At 71.9% G+C, this 18,817-nt stretch carries 14 protein-coding genes and 1 pseudogene; 7 read left to right on the top strand and 8 right to left on the bottom strand.

Going from position 1 to position 18,817, the window contains the following annotated elements:
• Positions 1-68 precede the first annotated feature (68 nt).
• Positions 69-1,049: an EamA family transporter gene (locus ACFY0D_RS30490; protein WP_390801218.1), complete on the top strand. Its 981-nt coding sequence runs from the start codon at positions 69-71 to the stop codon at positions 1,047-1,049.
• Here ACFY0D_RS30490 and ACFY0D_RS30495 read toward each other — a convergent pair.
• Both ACFY0D_RS30495 and ACFY0D_RS30500 read right to left on the bottom strand, forming a co-directional pair.
• Positions 955-1,467 (bottom strand): annotated as a pseudogene (locus tag ACFY0D_RS30495) (GNAT family N-acetyltransferase); the annotation flags it as partial. The gene ACFY0D_RS30490 and the pseudogene ACFY0D_RS30495 overlap by 95 nt on opposite strands.
• A gap of 56 nt (positions 1,468-1,523) precedes the next feature.
• Entirely contained in the window at positions 1,524-2,090 is a 567-nt protein-coding gene (locus ACFY0D_RS30500) for a DUF937 domain-containing protein (RefSeq protein ID WP_390801219.1), read from the bottom strand.
• Between the two features lie 305 nt (positions 2,091-2,395).
• Here ACFY0D_RS30500 and ACFY0D_RS30505 point away from each other — a divergent pair, with 305 nt between their 5' ends.
• Positions 2,396-4,654: an ATP-dependent RecD-like DNA helicase gene (locus ACFY0D_RS30505; RefSeq protein WP_390801220.1), complete on the top strand. Its 2,259-nt coding sequence runs from the start codon at positions 2,396-2,398 to the stop codon at positions 4,652-4,654.
• Positions 4,655-4,836: 182 nt separating this feature from the next.
• Complete coding sequence (locus tag ACFY0D_RS30510) at positions 4,837-6,126, top strand: citrate synthase (protein WP_030229520.1); 1,290 nt, start codon at positions 4,837-4,839, stop codon at positions 6,124-6,126.
• Positions 6,127-6,517: 391 nt separating this feature from the next.
• Here the strand turns inward: ACFY0D_RS30510 and ACFY0D_RS30515 are convergent, their stop codons facing one another.
• The 3 genes from ACFY0D_RS30515 to ACFY0D_RS30525 form a co-directional block, all read right to left on the bottom strand.
• Positions 6,518-8,803: a heavy metal translocating P-type ATPase gene (locus ACFY0D_RS30515; protein WP_390801221.1), complete on the bottom strand. Its 2,286-nt coding sequence runs from the start codon at positions 8,801-8,803 to the stop codon at positions 6,518-6,520.
• 113 nt (positions 8,804-8,916) lie between these two features.
• On the bottom strand, positions 8,917-9,150 hold the full coding sequence (locus ACFY0D_RS30520) for a heavy-metal-associated domain-containing protein (protein ID WP_030384770.1): 234 nt from the start codon (positions 9,148-9,150) through the stop codon (positions 8,917-8,919).
• Between the two features lie 308 nt (positions 9,151-9,458).
• Positions 9,459-10,208 (bottom strand): TetR family transcriptional regulator, encoded by a 750-nt coding sequence (locus ACFY0D_RS30525; protein WP_390801222.1) that lies wholly within the window; start codon positions 10,206-10,208, stop codon positions 9,459-9,461.
• Positions 10,209-10,354: 146 nt separating this feature from the next.
• On the opposite strand from ACFY0D_RS30525, the gene ACFY0D_RS30530 reads away from it, so the two are divergent.
• Positions 10,355-12,592, top strand: a complete 2,238-nt coding sequence (locus tag ACFY0D_RS30530) for an MMPL family transporter (protein WP_390801223.1) — start codon at positions 10,355-10,357, stop codon at positions 12,590-12,592.
• 72 nt (positions 12,593-12,664) lie between these two features.
• On the opposite strand, the gene ACFY0D_RS30535 is transcribed toward ACFY0D_RS30530, so the two are convergent.
• From ACFY0D_RS30535 to ACFY0D_RS30545, 3 genes are all read right to left on the bottom strand, one after another.
• Positions 12,665-12,865, bottom strand: coding sequence for a MerR family transcriptional regulator (locus ACFY0D_RS30535; protein WP_327385327.1), 201 nt, complete (start codon positions 12,863-12,865; stop codon positions 12,665-12,667).
• 233 nt (positions 12,866-13,098) lie between these two features.
• Positions 13,099-14,109, bottom strand: coding sequence for a Gfo/Idh/MocA family protein (locus ACFY0D_RS30540; RefSeq protein WP_390801224.1), 1,011 nt, complete (start codon positions 14,107-14,109; stop codon positions 13,099-13,101).
• A gap of 26 nt (positions 14,110-14,135) precedes the next feature.
• Positions 14,136-15,050 (bottom strand): sugar phosphate isomerase/epimerase family protein, encoded by a 915-nt coding sequence (locus ACFY0D_RS30545; protein ID WP_390801225.1) that lies wholly within the window; start codon positions 15,048-15,050, stop codon positions 14,136-14,138.
• 26 nt (positions 15,051-15,076) lie between these two features.
• On the opposite strand from ACFY0D_RS30545, the gene iolC reads away from it, so the two are divergent.
• The 3 genes from iolC to iolD are packed head-to-tail and all read left to right on the top strand — an operon-like array spanning position 15,077 to position 18,808.
• Positions 15,077-16,057: a 5-dehydro-2-deoxygluconokinase gene (gene iolC / locus ACFY0D_RS30550; RefSeq protein WP_390801226.1), complete on the top strand. Its 981-nt coding sequence runs from the start codon at positions 15,077-15,079 to the stop codon at positions 16,055-16,057.
• 7 nt (positions 16,058-16,064) lie between these two features.
• Positions 16,065-16,937 carry a 5-deoxy-glucuronate isomerase gene (gene iolB / locus ACFY0D_RS30555; RefSeq protein WP_390801284.1) on the top strand — a complete coding sequence of 291 codons (873 nt, stop codon included), beginning with the start codon at positions 16,065-16,067 and terminating at the stop codon, positions 16,935-16,937.
• Positions 16,934-18,808, top strand: coding sequence for a 3D-(3,5/4)-trihydroxycyclohexane-1,2-dione acylhydrolase (decyclizing) (gene iolD / locus ACFY0D_RS30560; RefSeq protein WP_390801227.1), 1,875 nt, complete (start codon positions 16,934-16,936; stop codon positions 18,806-18,808). The genes iolB and iolD overlap by 4 nt, the downstream gene beginning before the upstream one ends.
• The last annotated feature ends 9 nt before the right edge of the window (positions 18,809-18,817 follow it).

Here is an 18,817-nt window from a genome sequence, read left to right on the forward strand (position 1 = left end):
CAATGCTTCATCCATCCCGGAAGACATCCGAGCTGGTGCTACACGGTCGGGCGGCGGATGCTCGAAGCATGCGTCCCGTACACACCGCCCTGGCCGTGCTCGTCGCAGCCGTCTGGGGCTTCAACTTCGTGGTCATCGAGATCGGCCTCGACCACTTCCCGCCCCTGCTCCTGTCCGCCCTGCGCTTCCTCGTCGCGGCCCTGCCCGCCGTGTTCTTCGTCGGGCGTCCCAAAGCCGCCTGGAAGTGGATCGCCGGCGTCGGGATCGCCCTCGGCGTCGCCAAGTTCGGCCTGCTCTTCACCGGCATGGACGCGGGCATGCCGGCCGGACTCTCCTCGCTCGTCCTGCAGATCCAGTCCGTCTTCACCGCCGTCCTCGCCGCCGTCGTGCTGCGCGAGCGGCCGGGCCGGGTGCGGGTGCTCGGGATGGCCGTGGCGCTCGCCGGGATCGCGGTCGCCGCGGTGGACGGCGGGACCTCCGGGCCGGTGCTCGGCTTCACGCTGGTCGTTGCGGCCGCCGCCTGCTGGGGCGTGTCCAACGTCCTGACCCGCAAGGCCGCCCCGCCCGACGCCCTGAACTTCATGGTGTGGGTGTGCACGGTCCCCGTCCTGCCGCTGTTCGCGCTCTCGCTGCTGCTGGAGGGCCCCGAGCGGGACCTGGCCGCGCTGCGGGCCCTGGACTGGTCCGGGGTTGCCGTCATCGGCTACGTCGCCTGGGTGTCCACCGTCTTCGGCTTCGCCGCCTGGAGCTACCTGCTGCGCCGCTACCCGGCCTCTTCGGTGGCCCCGTTCTCGCTGCTGGTCCCCGTCTTCGGGATGTCCTCCGCGGCCCTGGTCCTCGGGGAGTCCGTCTCGGGGCTGCGCTGGCTGGCGGCCGTACTGCTGGTGGGCGGGGTGGCGCTGACCTCGCTGGCCCCCGCGCGCGCCGTGAACCGCACGGGGGTCGGTTCGGGCGTCAGCGCGGGGAGCCCTCCTGCAACGGCAGCCGCCAGTCCTGTCCCGTCAGGCTCACTCCGTACGAGCGGTGCGGCCGCTCCGCGATCAGGGTGAACCCGGCCTTCAGGTAGAGCTCACGGGCGTCGGTCAGCACGTCGTTGGTCCACAGCACCAGCTCGCGGTAGCCGACCGAGCGGGCGAAGGCCACGACGGTGTCGACCAGCAGGGTGCCGACGCCGCGGCCGCGGCCCTGCGGGTCGACCAGGAGGAGCCGCAGCCGGGCGGTGCCGGGCGCGCCCTCCTCCCGTACGCACATCACCGAGCCGACGGGCCGGCCGTCCAGCTCCGCGATCCACACCCGTTCCAGGTGGGGATCGTGGTCCTGGGCGAAGTCCGCGACGATCCGGGCGACCAGGCCCTCGAAGTCGCTGTTCCAGCCGTACTCGGCGGCGTACAGCGCACCGTGGCGCTGCACGATCCACCCCAGGTCCCCCGGTTCCGGGTCGCGGAGCCGCACGCTCTCAGCCATGGGGCAACTCTAGGGGGAGGGCGGGCCGGCGGGACCTGGAAGGGGCGATTTCCTGCCGTCTACTTCTTGCCACCGCCGAGGATCTGGCCGAGCAGGTCGCCGAGGCCGCCGCCCGCGGCGGGGGCCGCTCCGCCGCCCGTTCCGGGGGCGCCGCCGGGGGCCGCACCGGGGGCCGCACCGGCCGCCCCGGTGCCCGCCGCCCTGCCGGAGGCGCGCTTGGCGAGGACCGCCAGGACGACCGGGATCAGCATCTCGATGACCCGGCTGATGGTGGCCGCGGGGATGCCGGTCCGCTTCGAGACGGCGGCGGCAACCGGCTTGCTCACCTTGGCGAGCACCCCGGCCATCATGCCGCCGCTGAGCAGGCCGCCGAGGCCGCCGAGCGTGGCCACGCCCTCCAGCGGCGGCTCGGCCTCGGCCACCTCGACGATGGCCTGGCGCACCTCCACGCCGTCGGCGTCGTCGGCGTCGGCCTTCTGCCGGAGGTCGCCGGTCATGGCGCCGACGGTCTCGGCGACGGTCTCCTTGGCGCCGGCGGTGTCCGTGCCGAGCAGGCCGGCGATCTCGGTCAGCTTGTCGTCACCGAGTTCGCCCAGCACGTCGTCCTGGAATGAAGATTCGCTCATGCCGGAAACGCTACTTCTGTGGTGATTCACCGGCACCTTGAGTAGGCATTGGGTAACGGAAACGTAAAGCTGTGGCTCCGGGTGCAACCCTGTGGGCGTATCGCGGGTCGTATGGTGCGTCGGTGCTTCCGGGGAGGGATCTGGGGGGATCGGGAAGTCCGACACGGGAGGGGTAACCGTGAGGGGGTCCGGCCGCGAGGCGGGACCCCCTTTGCGTTCCCCCGCCGCATCGCCCCTGCCGCCCCGCCCCCGCGCGTTGTCCACAGGCCTGACGCGCTGTCGGCGCCGCCCGGTAGTTTCGGGTCATGGCAGCAGCAGACGGGGCGCCGCGGGCGGTGCAACTGGCGGTGGTCGACGGCGTGCTCGAACGCATCACCTACGCCAACGAGGAGAGCGGGTACACGGTCGCCCGCGTGGACACCGGCCGCGGCGGCGGTGATCTGCTGACGGTGGTCGGCTCGCTGCGCGGCGCCCAGCCCGGCGAGTCCCTGCGCATGGAGGGCCGCTGGGGCTCCCACCCGCAGTACGGCAAGCAGTTCACCGTGGAGAACTACCGGACCGTGCTCCCGGCGACCATCCAGGGCATCCGCCGCTACCTCGGCTCCGGCCTGATCAAGGGCATCGGCCCGAAGATCGCCGAGCGGATCGTGGAGCACTTCGGCACCGACACCCTCGACGTCATCGAGGGCGAGCCGAAGAGGCTGATCGAGGTACCCGGGCTCGGCCCCAAGCGCACGAAGCTGATCGGCGCGGCCTGGGAGGAGCAGAAGGCCATCAAGGAGGTCATGGTCTTCCTCCAGGGCGTCGGCGTCTCCACCTCCATCGCCGTGCGCATCTACAAGAAGTACGCCGACGCCTCCATCTCCGTGGTGAAGAACCAGCCGTACCGGCTCGCCGCCGACGTGTGGGGCATCGGCTTCCTCACCGCCGACCGCATCGCCCAGGCCGTCGGCATCCCGCACGACAGCCCCGAACGGGTGAAGGCCGGCCTCCAGTACGCCTTGTCCCAGTCCACCGACCAGGGGCACTGCTTCCTGCCCGAGGACCGGCTCATCGCCGACGGGGTCAAGCTGCTCCAGGTGGACACGGGGCTGGTGATCGACTGCCTGGCCGAGCTCGCCGCCGACCCGGAAGGGGTCGTACGGGAGCCCGTACCGGATCCGCAGGGCGGGCCGGACCCGCTGACCGCCGTATATCTGGTGCCCTTCCACCGGGCCGAGCTGTCCCTGGTGGGGCAGGTGCGCCGGCTGCTGCACGCCGAGGACGACCGGATGCCGGGCTTCCAGGACGTGGACTGGGAGAAGGCCCTGGGCTGGCTCGCCGGGCGGACGGGGGCCACGCTCGCCCCCGAGCAGCGGGACGCGGTCAAGCTGGCGCTGACCCGCAAGGTCGCCGTCATGACCGGCGGGCCGGGCTGCGGGAAGTCCTTCACCGTGCGCTCGATCGTCGAGCTGGCCCGGGCGAAGAAGGCCAAGGTGGTGCTGGCCGCGCCCACCGGCCGGGCGGCGAAGCGGCTGTCCGAGCTCACCGGGGCCGAGGCCTCCACGGTGCACCGGCTGCTGGAGCTCAAACCGGGCGGGGACGCGGCGTACGACCGGGAGCGGCCGCTGGACGCGGACCTGGTCGTCGTCGACGAGGCCTCGATGCTGGACCTGCTGCTGGCCAACAAGCTGGTCAAGGCCGTGGCGCCCGGGGCACACCTGCTGCTGGTCGGCGATGTGGACCAGCTGCCGTCGGTCGGCGCCGGGGAGGTGCTGCGGGACCTGCTCGCCGAGGACGGACCGGTGCCCGCGGTGCGCCTGACCCGGATCTTCCGGCAGGCCCAGCAGTCCGGTGTGGTCACCAACGCCCACCGGATCAACACCGGGTTGCCGCCGATCACGGACGGGCTGCCGGACTTCTTCCTTTTCCCTGAGGAGGACACCGAGGCGGCCGGGGTGCTGGCCGTGGACGTGGCGGCCCGAAGGATTCCGGCCAGATTCGGGCTCGACCCGCGGCGGGACGTCCAGGTGCTCGCGCCGATGCACCGCGGCCCGGCCGGCGCCGGAAACCTCAACGGACTGCTGCAGCAGGCGATGACACCGGCCCGGCCGAACCTGCCGGAGAAGAGGTTCGGCGGCCGGGTCTTCCGGGTGGGCGACAAGGTGACCCAGATCCGGAACAACTACGAGAAGGGCGCCAACGGTGTCTTCAACGGCACGGTCGGCGTGGTCACCGGTCTGGACGTGGACGAACAGCGCCTGACGGTGCGGACGGAGGAGGATGAGGAGATCGTGTACGAATTCGGTGAGCTCGACGAGCTGGCCCACGCGTACGCCGTCACCATTCACCGTTCACAGGGGAGTGAATATCCGGCGGTGGTGATCCCCGTCACCACCGGGGCCTGGATGATGCTCCAGCGCAACTTGCTTTACACGGCGGTGACCAGGGCCAAGAAACTGGTCGTCCTCGTCGGGTCCCGCAAGGCACTCGGCCAGGCGGTGCGTACCGTTTCCGCAGGCAGGAGGTACACGGCGGTCGCTGCCAGGCTGTCCGGCCGGATACCGGTGGGAAACATCACCTAGATGATCGATCATTTGGGGTTCCGGCAACCGGCGCGGGGGGGCAGGATGAGCAGGTTGGCGGCACTCAGTGCCGTCAAAAGCACCAAAGGCCGACCCCGAGTGCACTCTCCTGCGCCAAATGGGGGAAGGTAGAGGCAGTCAGGGCACCTCGAAGAAGAGGCACTACGTCGGTGAGGGATGACGTGAGCGACAACTCTGTAGTACTCCGGTACGCGGACGGTGAATACACCTACCCGGTGGTCGAAAGCACCGTCGGTGACCAGGGCTTCGACATCTCGAAGCTGCGGGCCCAGACCGGGCTCGTCACCTTGGACAGTGGCTACGGCAACACCGCCGCCTACAAGTCCGCGATCACCTACCTCGACGGTGAGCAGGGCATCCTGCGTTACCGCGGCTACCCGATCGAGCAGCTCGCCGAGCGTTCGACCTTCATCGAGGTCGCGTACCTGCTGATCAACGGCGAGCTGCCGACCGTCGACCAGCTCGCGTCGTTCCGCAACGAGATCACCCAGCACACGCTGCTGCACGAGGACGTGAAGCGCTTCTACGACGGCTTCCCGCGGGACGCGCACCCGATGGCGATGCTGTCCTCCGTGGTCAGCGCGCTGTCGACGTTCTACCAGGACAGCCACAACCCGTTCGACGAGAAGCAGCGCCACCTCTCGACGATCCGGCTGCTGGCCAAGCTCCCGACGATCGCGGCCTACGCGTACAAGAAGTCGGTCGGCCACCCGGTGGTCTACCCGCGCAACGACCTCGGCTACGTCGAGAACTTCCTGCGCATGACCTTCTCCGTGCCGGCCCAGGAGTACGACCTGGACCCGGTCGTGGTCTCCGCGCTCGACAAGCTGCTGATCCTGCACGCGGACCACGAGCAGAACTGCTCCACCTCCACCGTGCGCCTGGTCGGCTCCTCGCAGGCGAACATGTTCGCCTCGATCTCCGCCGGCATCTCGGCCCTGTGGGGTCCGCTGCACGGCGGCGCCAACCAGTCCGTCCTTGAGATGCTGGAAGGCATCAAGAACGACGGCGGCGACGTCGACGCCTTCATCCGCAAGGTGAAGAACAAGGAGGACGGCGTCCGCCTCATGGGCTTCGGACACCGTGTCTACAAGAGCTTCGACCCCCGGGCGAAGATCATCAAGGCGGCGGCGCACGACGTCCTCTCGGCGCTCGGCAAGAGCGACGAGCTGCTCGACATCGCGCTCAAGCTGGAAGAGCACGCGCTGGCCGACGAGTACTTCGTCTCGCGCAACCTCTACCCGAACGTGGACTTCTACACCGGTCTCATCTACCGGGCGATGGGCTTCCCCACCGAGATGTTCACCGTGCTCTTCGCGCTCGGCCGCCTTCCCGGCTGGATCGCCCAGTGGCACGAGATGATCAAGGAGCCGGGTTCCCGCATCGGTCGCCCGCGCCAGATCTACACCGGCGAGGTCCTGCGCGACTTCGTTCCCGTAGAAGCCCGCTGACCCGAGGCTTTCCTCCGCGCGGCGTGCGGCCGCGCGGAGCGCACCGCAGGCAACCCTGAGCATGCGAGAAGCGCCCCGCCGTCGATCCCCCCACGGGTCGACGGTCGGGGCGCTTCCCTTTTCCCCGAAACGGATTCCCCCCACGGGACCCGAGCCGGGGCGTCGGTGTGCCGGGACCCGTTCGTCCGGGAGGGCCGCTCAAAGCCTCCCGCGGGCACGTGTCCCGGCCGGCTGATACCCACGGAAACCCCCCAGGTCTCCGTGAAACGTCCCCCAAGACGTTCTTGGCATCGCCCCATTAGACCCACGACGACCCCGGATGGTTACGTTGCGGTCACTGTGATCTGCGTCTCCCGTGAAGGAAGTGTGCGGACCGTGAGGAGGAACGTTACTAGCGGAAGGACCGCAACCGGAGGCTGTTGGTCACAACGAAGACCGAGGAGAAGGCCATCGCGGCCCCCGCGATCATCGGATTGAGCAGACCGGCGGCCGCCAGCGGCAGGGCCGCCACGTTGTAGCCGAAGGCCCAGAACAGGTTGCCCTTGATCGTGGCCAGGGTCCGGCGCGAGAGCCGGATCGCGTCCGCCGCGACCCGCAGGTCACCCCGTACGAGGGTCAGGTCGCCCGCCTCGATGGCCGCGTCCGTGCCCGTGCCCATGGCCAGGCCCAGGTCCGCCTGGGCCAGCGCGGCCGCGTCGTTGACCCCGTCGCCGACCATCGCGACCGTACGGCCCTGCGCCTGCAGGCGGCGTACGACGTCCACCTTGTCCTGCGGGAGGACCTCGGCGATCACCTCGTCGATCCCCACCTCGCGGGCCACCGTCGCGGCGACGGCCTTGTTGTCGCCCGTCAGCAGGACCGGGGTGAGGCCCAGCGCCCGCAGCCGGGAGACCGCCTCGGCGCTGGTCTCCTTGACCGCGTCCGCCACGGTCAGGACCCCGCGCGCCGCACCGTCCCAGGCCACCAGGACGGCGGTGCTGCCCGCGGCCTCGGCGGCCGCCTTGGCCTCGGCCAGTGGGGCCGGCAGCTCGATCGACCAGTCGGCCAGCAGCCGTTCGCGGCCCACCAGGACGGCGTGCCCGTCGACCACGCCCTGGACGCCGAGCCCGGCGACGTTCTCGAAGGACTCCGGAACCGGCAGGGAGCCGGCCCGCTCCGCCGCCCCGGCGGCGACGGCCCGGGCGATCGGGTGCTCCGAGGCGTGCTCCAGGGATCCGGCGAGGCGCAGGAGTTCGCGCTCGTCGACGCCCGCGGCGGTGAAGACGCCGTCGAGGGTCATCCGGCCGGTGGTGACGGTGCCGGTCTTGTCCAGTACGACCGTGTCGACGCGGCGGGTGGATTCCAGCACCTCGGGGCCCTTGATCAGGATGCCGAGCTGCGCGCCCCGCCCGGTGCCGACCATCAGCGCGGTCGGGGTGGCCAGGCCCAGGGCGCACGGGCAGGCGATGATCAGGACGGCCACGGCGGCGGTGAAGGCGGCGGTGGGGTCGTCGGTGATCAGCAGCCAGGTGATCCAGGTGCCGATGGCGAGCACCAGGACGACGGGGACGAAGATCCCGGAGATCTGGTCGGCGAGGCGCTGCACCTCGGCCTTGCCGTTCTGCGCGTCCTCCACCATCTTCGCCATCCGGGCGAGCTGGGTGTCGGCGCCGATCCGGGTGGCCTCGACGACCAGGCGTCCGGAGGTGTTGACGGTGGCTCCGGTGACGGAGTCGCCCACGGCGACGTCGACCGGTACGGACTCGCCGGTCAGCATGGAGGCGTCCACGGCGGAGCTGCCCTCGACGACGGTGCCGTCGGTGGCGATCTTCTCGCCGGGGCGGACGACGAACCGGTCGCCGACCGCGAGCGCGCCCACCGGGATCCGGATTTCCTCGCCCGCGCGCAGGACGACGACGTCCTTGGCCCCCAGCTCCAGCAGGGCCCTGAGGGCCGCGCCCGCCTTCCGCTTCGAGCGGGCCTCCAGGTAGCGGCCCAGGAGGATGAAGGAGACGACGCCGGCCGCGACCTCCAGGTAGATGGCGGAGGAGCCGTCGGTGCGGGAGACGCCGAAGTCGAAGCCGTGCCGCATGCCGGGCATGCCGGCGTGACCGAAGAACAGGGCCCACAGAGACCAGGTGAAGGCGGCCAGCGTGCCGACCGAGACGAGGGTGTCCATGGTGGCGGCGCCGTGCCGGGCGTTGGTCCAGGCGGCCTTGTGGAAGGGGAATCCGCCCCAGACGACGACGGGGGCCGCGAGGGTCAGGGAGAGCCACTGCCAGTTGTCGAACTGGAGGGCCGGGATCATCGCGAGCAGGACGACGGGCAGGGCGAGCGTGACGGAGACCAGCAGGCGCTGGCGCAGTGCGGCGAGTGCCGGGTCGGGGGCCTCGGCCGCCTCGGCCGCCTCGCTCCGCGCTTCCTCGGCGGCTTCCGGGGCGGCTTCCGGGGCGGGCGGCGGCGGGGGCTCCTCGGCGGTGTAGCCGGTCTTGACGACGGTCGCGATCAGATCGGCGACCTGCACACCGCCGCTGTAGGAGACGCGGGCCTTCTCGGTGGCGTAGTTCACCGAGGCTTCGACGCCGTCCATCCGGTTGAGCTTCTTCTCGATGCGGGCGGCGCAGGAGGCGCAGGTCATCCCGCCGATCGAGAGTTCGACCGCCGTTATCGGTCCGTCGTGCACTGTGCTGCTGCTCATGTTCCGGCTCCAGAGGGATGGCCGGGCCGTACGGGACCAGTATGAGCTGGCCGGCACGGCCCGGCAGGGTGCCGCGGGGCTGCCGCGGGTGCCGTGCGGGTGGGGCGGGCCGCTCAGACCTGTCCGGCGAACTCGTAGCCGGCCTCGTCCACGGCGGCGCGGACGTCCTCGTCCGCGAGCGGGGCGGCGGAGACCACGGTGACCTCGCCGGTCGCGGCGACGGCCTTGACCGTGCTGACGCCCGGCAGGGCGGAGATCTCGGTGGTCACCGCGCCCTCGCAGTGTCCGCAGGTCATGCCGGTCACCCGGTAGACGGTGGTGGTCTGGGTGTCCGTCTCGGCGGTCATGTCGTTCTCCTCTTCAGGGGCGTGTGCCGGTCACCGGGAGGGGCGGCCGATGGCTCCACCGTCCTCCCGACACTTCGAGACTATACCCCTGGGGGGTATCAAGGCGAGTATCGGCTCCCGGTTTCTCGATCCTGGTGGGAAACCCGGCCGGTATGGGCGAACTGTATGTAATTGGCTGAATGGATCACCCGGGAAGCCTCGCGAGGGCGCGCAGCGCGGGCACCGCGCTCACCGGTACGGCGGTGGGCGCGGTGGGTGCGGTGGGCGCGGTGGGCGAGTTCGGGTGCCGGGCCGGGTGGGCCGGGCGGTCAGTGCGGGGGAGTCCTGGTGATCATCGGCTCCAGGTAGCGCAGCAGGACGGTCTTGAGCTCCGCGGTGTAGGCGGCGCGCTCGTCGCCCTCGTGGGCCAGGATCAGGTCGAGGGACGACTTGAAGATGCCCAGGATCATGTTCGAGGTGTGGGCGAGCTCGTGGGCCGAGGTCTGCGGGCAGAAGTCGCGCAGCACGGCCTCGATCCGGGTGAGCAGGCCGGCGTGCAGTTCCTCGTGCTCCTGGGCGATGCCGGGGACGCCGGTGCCGTGCATGAGGGCCCAGAAGGCCGGGTTCTCGCAGTTGAAGGCGATGACCGGGTCGAGGACGGCGTCGAGCAGCTCGGGCAGGGGGCGCTGGAGGTTCTCGGGGCGGAAGGCCTGTCCGTGCGTCTCGTGCGCGCGCTGGAGCAGCTGGCCGCCGAGCTCGACCGCGATGGCCTCCTTGTTGGGGAAGTACTGGTAGAGGGTGCCGGGCGACACGCCCGCCTCGCGGGCGATGGCGTTGGTGCTGGCCGAGGCGTAGCCGGTACGGCAGAACACCCCGGCGGCGGCGGCCAGCAGCTGGGAGATCCGGCGCTCGCCGCGGGCCTGGCGGCGGCGCGGGGTGGCGGCACCGGCACCCGTGTCGGCGGTGGTCGCTGCTGTGGCGGCGTTGCCGGTCGAGGCGCTGTCCGTCGCGGTGCTGCCGGTCGCGGCGGCGGTGTCTACAGCGGAGCCCTTGGTCCCCTTTTCTGCGTTTTTGCCCATGCGTGTCCCTGGCATGTCCAATCCCCTGCTTCCCGTGGGTGATTGACAAACGCGAGAGATCGCTCGCATTCTTGAGAAACGCGAGCGACTGCTCGTGTTTGCCAGTCTATGTGGCCTGGCAATCACGGTGAAGGGGACACCGAGCCATGTCCGAAGTCAAGAAACCGCCGTCCTCCGGGGCGGACGCGGGGTGGACCCGCTTCGTCACGGCCCGGCCGCGGCTCACGCTGCTGCTCGCCCTGCTGGTCACGGCCCTGGCCGTGGTCGCGGGCGGCGGCGTCGCCGACCGGCTGGGAAGTGGCGGCTGGGAGGACCCGGGCGCCCAGTCCACCTACGCCGCGCGGGCCCTGGAGCGGGAGTTCCCGCACTCCGAGCCCAATCTGATCCTGCTCGTCGACGCCGCGCCGGGCACCACGGGGGTCGACGACCCCGCCGTGGCCGCCGAGGCCGAACGGCTCGCGACCGCACTCGCCGCCGAACGGGGGGTCGTCGGCGTCGGCTCGTACTGGCGCACCCAGCTGCCCACACTGCGCTCCGAGGACGGCCGGCAGGCGCTCGTCGTCGCCCGCGTCCAGGGCGACGAGAAGACGGCCACCGCGGCACTGGACCGCATGGCCCCGCGCTACGAGGGCGAGCACGGCCCGGTGCGGGTGTCCCTCGGCGGCCCCGCGGCGGTCCAGCGCGAGGTCACCCGGACCATCCAGGAAGACCTGCTGCGCGCCGAGCTCATCGCCCTGCCGGTCACCCTCGTCCTGCTCGTCCTCGTCTTCGGCAGCGCGGTCGCCGCCCTGCTCCCGCTCGGCGTCGGCATCGTGGCCATCCTCGGCACCAATGCCGTACTGCGCGGGCTCACCGAGTTCACGGACGTCTCCGTCTTCGCCCAGAACCTGACCACCGCGCTCGGCCTCGGACTCGCCGTCGACTACGCCCTGTTCATCGTCCGCCGGTTCCGCGAGGAGCTCGCCGCCGGGCGCGATCCGGTCGCCGCGGTCGGGGCCACCCTGCGCACCGCCGGGCGCACCGTGCTCTTCTCGGCGCTCACCGTCGCCGTCTCGCTCTCGGCGATGCTCTTCTTCCCCATGTACTTCCTGCGCTCCTTCGCCTACGCCGGGGTCGCGGTGGTGCTGCTCGCGGCGGCGGCCGCGCTGATCCTGCTGCCGGCCGCCCTGGTGCTCCTCGGCGACCGGGTCAACTCCCTCGACCTGCGCCGGCTGTGGCGACGGGGCCGGCCGCAGACGGCCGCAACCGGGCCCGCGGAGACCGGCCGGGGCTGGGGGCGGACGGCCGCCCTCGTGATGCGGCGCGCCCCGGTCTTCGCCGTGGCCACCACCGTGGGCCTGCTGCTCCTCGGACTGCCCTTCATGGGCGTCAGGTTCGGCACGGTCGACGACCGGCAGCTCCCGAAGGACGCCCCTTCCCACGTGGTGCAGGAGCAGATCCGCGACGGCTTCCCGAACAGCCCCGGCGGCGGTATCACCGTGCTAGCCGAGGGAGCGCCCGGCCCCGAACGCCTCGCGGCCTACCGGGACCGGCTGGCCGCCCTGCCCGGGGTGATCCGGGTCGACGGGCCGACCGGCTCCGCGACGGGAAGCGAGTACACCTCCTTCTCGGTGTCCGTCGAGGGCGAGGCCGTGGGGCAGACGGCCCGGGACCTGGTCGACGAGGTCCGTGCCGTGGACGCCGGCTTCAAGACCTCGGTGACCGGACAGGCGGCCGTCCTCGTCGACGCGCAGAAGGCCATCGCCGGCGCGTTGCCCGCGGCGGCGGCCCTGGTGGTCCTCGCCACGCTGCTGCTGGTGTTCCTGCTCACCGGGAGCCTGCTGATACCGCTGCAGGCGGTGCTGCTCAATGCCCTCAGCCTGACCGCGATGTTCGGGGCGGTGGTGTGGGTGTTCCAGGAGGGCAACCTCTCCGGGATCCTCTCCTTCACCGCCACCGGCGACATAGAGACCACCCTGCCGGTGCTGATGTTCTGCATCGCCTTCGGGCTCTCCATGGACTACGGGGTGTTCCTCATATCCCGCATCAAGGAGGAGTACGACCGGACCGGGGACCACGAGAGCGCCGTCCGGACGGGGCTGGCCCGCACCGGCGGGCTGATCACCGCGGCGGCCGTGATCCTGGCGGTGGTGATGGTGGCGATCGGCACCTCCCGGGTGACCAACACCAAGATGCTGGGGCTCGGGATCGCGCTGGCGGTCCTCATGGACGCCATGGTCGTCCGCAGCCTCCTGGTCCCGGCGGTGATGAAGCTGACCGGACGGGCCACCTGGTGGGCCCCCGCCCCGCTGCGCCGCCTGCACGAGCGGTTCGGCCTGAGCGAGGGCGAGTCCGCGCCCCCGGCGCCGGAGCCGGACCGGATACCCGTGGCAGCCGGCGCCTAGGTGGTTCGGACGCGGGTTCGGATGCGGGGTGGGTGAGGGTCAGGACGGGCCCCTCACCCGGCGCCGCGGGAGTCAGTCCTCGCGGCGGCCCCGGTTCCCGGGCCGGCGGGCCACCCAGGCGCGCACGGTTTCGGCGTACCAGTACGGCTTGCCCCCCTCCACATGGTCGGGCGTGGGCAACAGCCCGTGCTTGCGGTAGGAGCGCACGGTGTCCGGCTGGACCCGGATGTGGGCAGCGATCTCCTTGTACGACCACAGCTGTCGGTCGCTCATGCTGGACACCTCCTTGTCCACGCCGCGGGGCCGGCCGGGAGGCCGTCGGGGGAGCCGGCGCGTGGACACTGACGATCACTCGGGTTGTGCCCGGGGAACGACGCGGAGTGACGACAGGGGAGGGGCTGTTGATCTTCTGTGACGGAAGACCCGCGTAATGCGGACATGCGTGACAGAAGGGGGACCCCTGTGACAAGAGAGCCACAGGGGTCAGGTGGGGAATTGACGGGGTGTCAGCGGTACAGGGCCGGCCGTTCCGACAGCTCCACGACGGCTCGTACGCCGGTGCGCGCCGCCGCGAGGCCGGCTTCGGAGACGGCAGCCGCCGCGTAGCCGTCCCACGCGTCGGGCCCCGCCACCCCGCCGCGCGCCGCCGCGGCCACCCAGCTCCGCAGCTGGCGGTCGTAGGCATCGGCGAAGCGCACCGTGAAGTCCTGGTCGATGGCGCCGCCCCACCGGCCCGCCGACTGCACCACCATCGCGTGTCCGTCGCCGATCCGGGCGCTGCCCGCCTCGCCGACCGCCTCGCACTGCACCTGGTAGCCGAAACCGCAGTTGACGAAGATCTCGACGTCGACGACGGCCCCGCCGGAGGTCTCCAGCAGCACCAGCCGGGGATCGCTCAGCCCCTCGGGAGCGGCCGCCGAGGGCCGCGGGGAGAGCACGGTGACGGCGGTGATCTCCTGCCCCAGCAGCCACCGGGCCGCGTCCACCTCGTGCACCACCGAGTCGCTGATCAGCATGTCGCTGGTGAAGAACGACGGCGAGGAGGCATTGCGGTGCCGGCAGTGCAGGAAGAGGGGCCGCCCGATCCCGCCCGCGTCCAGCAGCTCCTTCAGCCGGGCGTACTCGGCGTCGTACCGCCGCATGAACCCCACCTGCACCAGGCGCCGCCCCAGCCGCTGTTCGGCCTCCATGACGCGCAGCGCCCCCGCCGGGTCGGGGGTCAGCGGCTTCTCGCACAGCACCGGCAGCTCCCGCTCCAGGGCGTGCAGGATCGCCTCCTCGTGGGCGGGTCCGGGCGAGGCGATCAGCACGGCCTGGACCCCGGGCGCGGCTATCGCGGCCGCCGGGTCGGTGTGCGCCGTCGCCCCGTCCAGGGTGCCCGCGACCTCCTTGACCCGGTCCCCGTCCGGGTCGGCCACGGCCACCACACGGGCCCCGCCCACCGTCCGCCCGATCCGGCGGACATGGTCGGTGCCCATCTTCCCGGTGCCGATGACGGCGATGCCGAGCGTGCTCATGTCGTACTCCTCTTCCTTCCGAAGGGTCAGCGGGCGCCGCAGGAGCGGAGGTAGGCGCGGGTCCGCCGGGCGATCGGCAGCGGCCGGTCGGGCGGACAGGGGTACATGTCCTGCTCCACGATGGCGAACAGGTCCACGTCCAGACGCTGGGCCGCCGCGAGCACCGGTTCCAGCGCGGGCACCCCCGAGGGCGGTTCGCACATCACCCCGCGGCCCACGGCCGGCCCGAAGGGCAGCTCCTGCGCGACGACTTCGGCGAGGATCCGCGGATCCACCTGCTTGAGGTGGAGGTAGCCGATCCGCTCGCCGAAGGTCTCCACGGCCTGCACGCTGTCCCCGCCGCAGTACGCGTAGTGCCCCGTGTCCAGACAGAGGGAGACCAGCCCGGGGTCGGTGGCGTCCAGGAAGCGGGCCACGTTCTCCGGAGTGTCGATGTGGGTGTCGGCGTGCGGGTGGACGACGATCCGCAGCCCGTACCGGTCCTGGACCTCCCGGCCGAGGCGCTCGGTCTGAGAGGTCAGTTCACGCCATTGGGCGGGCGTGAGGGTGCGGTCCTCCAGCACCTCCCCGGTCTTGTCGTCCCGCCAGAAGGACGGGATGACGACGAGATGGGCCGCGCCCATGGCCTGGGTGAGCGCCGCGATCCGCGACACGTGCTCCCAGGTGTCCTCCCACACGGCGGCCCCGTGATGGAGTCCGGTGAAGACGGTTCCGGCCGAGACGCGCAGTCCGCGCTTGGCCGTTTCCCCGGCGAGGCGGGCGGGATCGGTGGGCAGATAGCCGTAGGGGCCGAGTTCGATCCACTCGTACCCGGCGTCGGCGACCTCGTCGAGGAAGCGTTCCCACGGGGTCTGCCGGGGGTCGTCGGGAAACCAGACACCCCAGGAGTCCGGAGCCGAGCCGATGCGGATACGGGTCAACGCGGGCGGGGAGGACGTCATAACGGCCACCTTAGGGTGGAGGACCAATGGGAGGACTGACTGTGACCGGCACCGGCGATCCGTTCGCGTTCGACCTGATCACGATGGGCCGGATCGGGGTGGATCTCTACCCGTTGACGACGGGCATACCACTGGCCGAGGCGGAGACGTTCGGCAAGTTCCTGGGCGGCTCCCCGAGCAACGTGGCCGTCGCGGCGGCCCGGCTGGGACGCCGGGTGGCGGTGATCACCCGTACCGGAGCGGACCCCTTCGGCGGGTATCTGCGGTCCGAGCTGCGGGGGTTCGGGGTGGACGACCGGTGGGTCGCCGAGGTCGCCGGGCTGCCTACCCCCATCACCTTCTGCGAGATCTTCCCGCCGGACCACTTCCCGCTGTACTTCTACCGGCTGCCGAAGGCCCCGGATCTGCAGATCGTGGCGGACGAGGTGGACCTGGCGGCGGTACGGGCGGCCCGCGTGTTCTGGATGACGGGCACGGGCCTGAGCGAGGAACCCTCACGGGCGGCGACGCTGGCGGCGCTGGAGGCCCGCGCGCGGACCGGGACGACCGTCTTCGACCTGGACTGGCGGCCGATGCTCTGGCGGGAGAAACCCGGGCCGTACTACGAGCGGGCGCTGCGGTCGGCGACGGTGGCCGTGGGGAACGCGGAGGAGTGCGAGATCGCCACGGGTGAGTCGGATCCGCATGCGGCGGCGCGGGCGCTGCTCGCGGCGGGTGTGGAACTGGCGGTGGTCAAGCGCGGCCCGGAGGGCGTACTGGCGGTCCACCGCGACGGCACGGTGGCGGAGGTCCCGCCGGTGCCGGTGGAGGTGGTCAACGGGCTGGGCGCGGGCGACGCGTTCGGCGGGGCGCTGTGCCATGGGCTGCTGGCGGGCTGGGAACTGGAGCGGGTGATGCGGTACGCGAACGCGGCCGGGGCGATCGTCGCCACGCGGCTGGCGTGCGCGGCGGCGATGCCGTTCTCTCACGAGGTGGAGGAGGTGCTGGGGCGTGCCGGTGGTGTCTGAGTGGCGGATGGAGTGGACGAGGTTGATGGTCCTCGACCTGGCCCCGGGGGAGGTGTACGCGCACGCGAGCGGGGAGTGCGAGTGGATCGTGCTCCCACTGTCGGGCGGGTGCCAGGTCCGCTGCCGGGCTCTGCCCCATCAAGCCTCGCCGGCGTTCGAGGCGCGGGGCTGCGGGGGCGCCCCCGCAGCGGAGCAGCACGTGTTCGAACTGGCGGGGCGAGAAGGGGTGTTCAGCGGTATCACCGACTTCGTCTACCTGCCGCGGGACGCGGACGCGGAGATCCGGTCGGCCGCCGGGGGCCGGTTCGCCCTCGCCGGGGCCCGGTGCGAGCGGCGGCTGCCCGCCCGGTACGGCCCCGCCGCCGGCGTCCCCGTAGAGCTCCGCGGCGCGGGCCAGTGCTCGCGGCAGGTCAACAACTTCGCCGCCGCCGGCCCGGACGGCTTCGACTGCGACCGGCTCATCGCCGTCGAGGTGCTCACCCCCGGCGGGAACTGGTCCTCGTACCCGCCCCACAAGCACGACGAGCACCACGCCGGCGAGGAGTCCCGCCTGGAGGAGATCTACTACTTCGAGATCGCCCCGCACGGGGACACCCCCGGGCTCGGCTACCAGCGCGTCACCCCCTCGCCGGCCGGGAAGACCGACATCCTCACCGAGGTGCGGACCGGGGACGCGGTGCTGATCCCCGACGGCTGGCACGGGCCGTCCATGGCCGCCCCCGGGCACGACATGTACTACCTGAACGTGATGGCCGGACCGGATGCGACCCGGGAGTGGCTGATCCGGGACCATCCCGACCACGGCTGGATCCGCGGCAGCTGGGACGGCCAGGCCGTCGACCCCCGGCTGCCCTTCTCCCGAACGGAGGACCACCGGTGAGGCTCACCGTCGCGCAGGCGCTCGTCCGCTTCCTGTCCCGCCAGTACACCGAGCGCGACGGACACCGGCACCGGCTGATCGCCGCCACCTGGGGGATCTTCGGGCACGGGAACGTGGCGGGCATCGGCCAGGCCCTCCTGGAGAGCGGGCCCGAGGCCATGCCCTTCCTCCAGGGCCGCAACGAGCAGGCCATGGTGCACGCCGCCGTCGGCTACGCCCGCCAGTGCGGCCGCCTCTCGGCGCACGCCGTCACCACCTCCATCGGGCCCGGCGCCACCAACCTCGTCACCGGCGCCGCCCTCGCCACCATCAACCGGATCCCGGTGCTCCTGCTGCCCGGCGACACCTTCGCCACCCGGCCCGCCGACCCCGTGCTCCAGCAGCTGGAGGTCCCGTACGCCGGGGACATCTCCGTCAACGACACCCTGCGCCCCGTCTCCCGCCACTTCGACCGGATCACCCGCCCCGAGGCCCTGATCCCGGCCGCCCTCCAGGCCGTACGGGTGCTCACCGACCCCGTGCAGACCGGCGCCGTCACCCTCGCGCTGCCGCAGGACGTTCAGGCACAGGCGTACGACTGGCCGGAGGAGTTCTTCGCCGAGCGCGTGTGGGGCGTGCGCAGGCCGCGGCCCGACCGGCACGAGCTGGCCCGCGCCGCCGAGGCCGTACGGGGCTCCGCGCGCCCGCTGATCGTCGCCGGCGGCGGGATCCGGCACAGCGAGGCCCGCGCGGCGCTGGCCGCCTTCGCCGAGGCCACGGGGATCCCGGTGGCCGTCACCCAGGCGGGCAAAGGGGTCCTGCCGTACGGGCACCCCGCCGACGTGGGCGGGATCGGTCACACCGGCACCTCCACCGCCGCCGCGCTCGCCCGGGAGGCCGACCTCGTCATCGCCGCCGGGACCCGGCTGACCGATTTCACCACCGCCTCCGCGACCCTCTTCCAGAACCCCGACGTCCGGTTCGTCGGACTCAACCTGGACCCGTACGACGCCCACAAACTCGCCGCCCTGCCCCTGGTCGCCGACGCCCGCGAGGGACTCGACGAGCTGCGGGGCGCCCTCTCAGGCCATCGCACGGACCCGGCGTACGGGGCGCGGTACGGGGCGGAGCGGGCCCGCTGGGAGAGCCGCGTCGAGCAGGCCTACGCCGTCCCCGAGGCGGACGAGGACGCCCCGCCCACCCAGTCCCAGGTGCTCGGGCTGCTCGACGCCCTGGTCGACGACACCGACATCCTGATCAACGCGGCCGGCTCCCTCCCCGGCGACCTGCACAAGCTGTGGCGGGCCCGGTCGCAGGACCAGTACCACGTGGAGTACGGGTACTCCTGCATGGGCTACGAGATCCCGGCGGCGATCGGCGTGGCGCTGGCCGCACCCGGCCGGCCGGTGTGGGCGCTGGTCGGCGACGGGACGTACCTGATGAATCCGACCGAGATCGTCACGGCCGTACAGGAGGGCATCCCGATCAAGGTGGTGATCCTCGACAACCACGGCTACGCCTCCATCGGCGGCCTGTCGGGGGCGGTGGGCGGCGAGGGCTTCGGCACCGCGTACCGCTTCCGGGCGCCCGACTCCGGATACACCGGGGACCCCCTTCCGGTGGACCTCGCGGCCAACGCGGGCTCCCTCGGAATGGCCGTGATCCGCGCCCGCACCACGCGTGACCTGCGCGAAGCCCTCACCGAGGCCCGCTTCGCGACCCGACCCACATGTGTCTACGTACAGACCCGAACGCCCGACACTGTGTCGGGCCCACCTCCGCCGCAGGCGTGGTGGGATGTTCCTGTGGCCGAGACCGCGACCCGCAAGGCCGCTGCCACGGCCCGTGAAGAGTACGACCGGCAAGCCGCGCAGCGACGTCGCCATCTGTGAAGGAGCAAG

The organism is Streptomyces sp. NPDC001502 (assembly GCF_042894785.1).
GTDB classification, from domain to species: Bacteria; Actinomycetota; Actinomycetes; order Streptomycetales; family Streptomycetaceae; genus Streptomyces; species Streptomyces kutzneri.

What these genes read in the sequence shown, in the direction of transcription:
- ACFY0D_RS30490 (WP_390801218.1), top strand. Translation starts at nt 69, where the DNA reads ATGCGTCCCGTACACACCGCCCTGGCCGTGCTCGTCGCAGCCGTCTGG.
- ACFY0D_RS30500 (WP_390801219.1), bottom strand. Translation starts at nt 2,090, where the DNA reads ATGAGCGAATCTTCATTCCAGGACGACGTGCTGGGCGAACTCGGTGAC.
- ACFY0D_RS30505 (WP_390801220.1), top strand. Translation starts at nt 2,396, where the DNA reads ATGGCAGCAGCAGACGGGGCGCCGCGGGCGGTGCAACTGGCGGTGGTC.
- ACFY0D_RS30515 (WP_390801221.1), bottom strand. Translation starts at nt 8,803, where the DNA reads ATGAGCAGCAGCACAGTGCACGACGGACCGATAACGGCGGTCGAACTC.
- ACFY0D_RS30520 (WP_030384770.1), bottom strand. Translation starts at nt 9,150, where the DNA reads ATGACCGCCGAGACGGACACCCAGACCACCACCGTCTACCGGGTGACC.
- ACFY0D_RS30525 (WP_390801222.1), bottom strand. Translation starts at nt 10,208, where the DNA reads ATGGGCAAAAACGCAGAAAAGGGGACCAAGGGCTCCGCTGTAGACACC.
- ACFY0D_RS30530 (WP_390801223.1), top strand. Translation starts at nt 10,355, where the DNA reads ATGTCCGAAGTCAAGAAACCGCCGTCCTCCGGGGCGGACGCGGGGTGG.
- ACFY0D_RS30535 (WP_327385327.1), bottom strand. Translation starts at nt 12,865, where the DNA reads ATGAGCGACCGACAGCTGTGGTCGTACAAGGAGATCGCTGCCCACATC.
- ACFY0D_RS30540 (WP_390801224.1), bottom strand. Translation starts at nt 14,109, where the DNA reads ATGAGCACGCTCGGCATCGCCGTCATCGGCACCGGGAAGATGGGCACC.
- ACFY0D_RS30545 (WP_390801225.1), bottom strand. Translation starts at nt 15,050, where the DNA reads ATGACGTCCTCCCCGCCCGCGTTGACCCGTATCCGCATCGGCTCGGCT.
- iolC (WP_390801226.1), top strand. Translation starts at nt 15,077, where the DNA reads ATGGGAGGACTGACTGTGACCGGCACCGGCGATCCGTTCGCGTTCGAC.
- iolB (WP_390801284.1), top strand. Translation starts at nt 16,065, where the DNA reads ATGGAGTGGACGAGGTTGATGGTCCTCGACCTGGCCCCGGGGGAGGTG.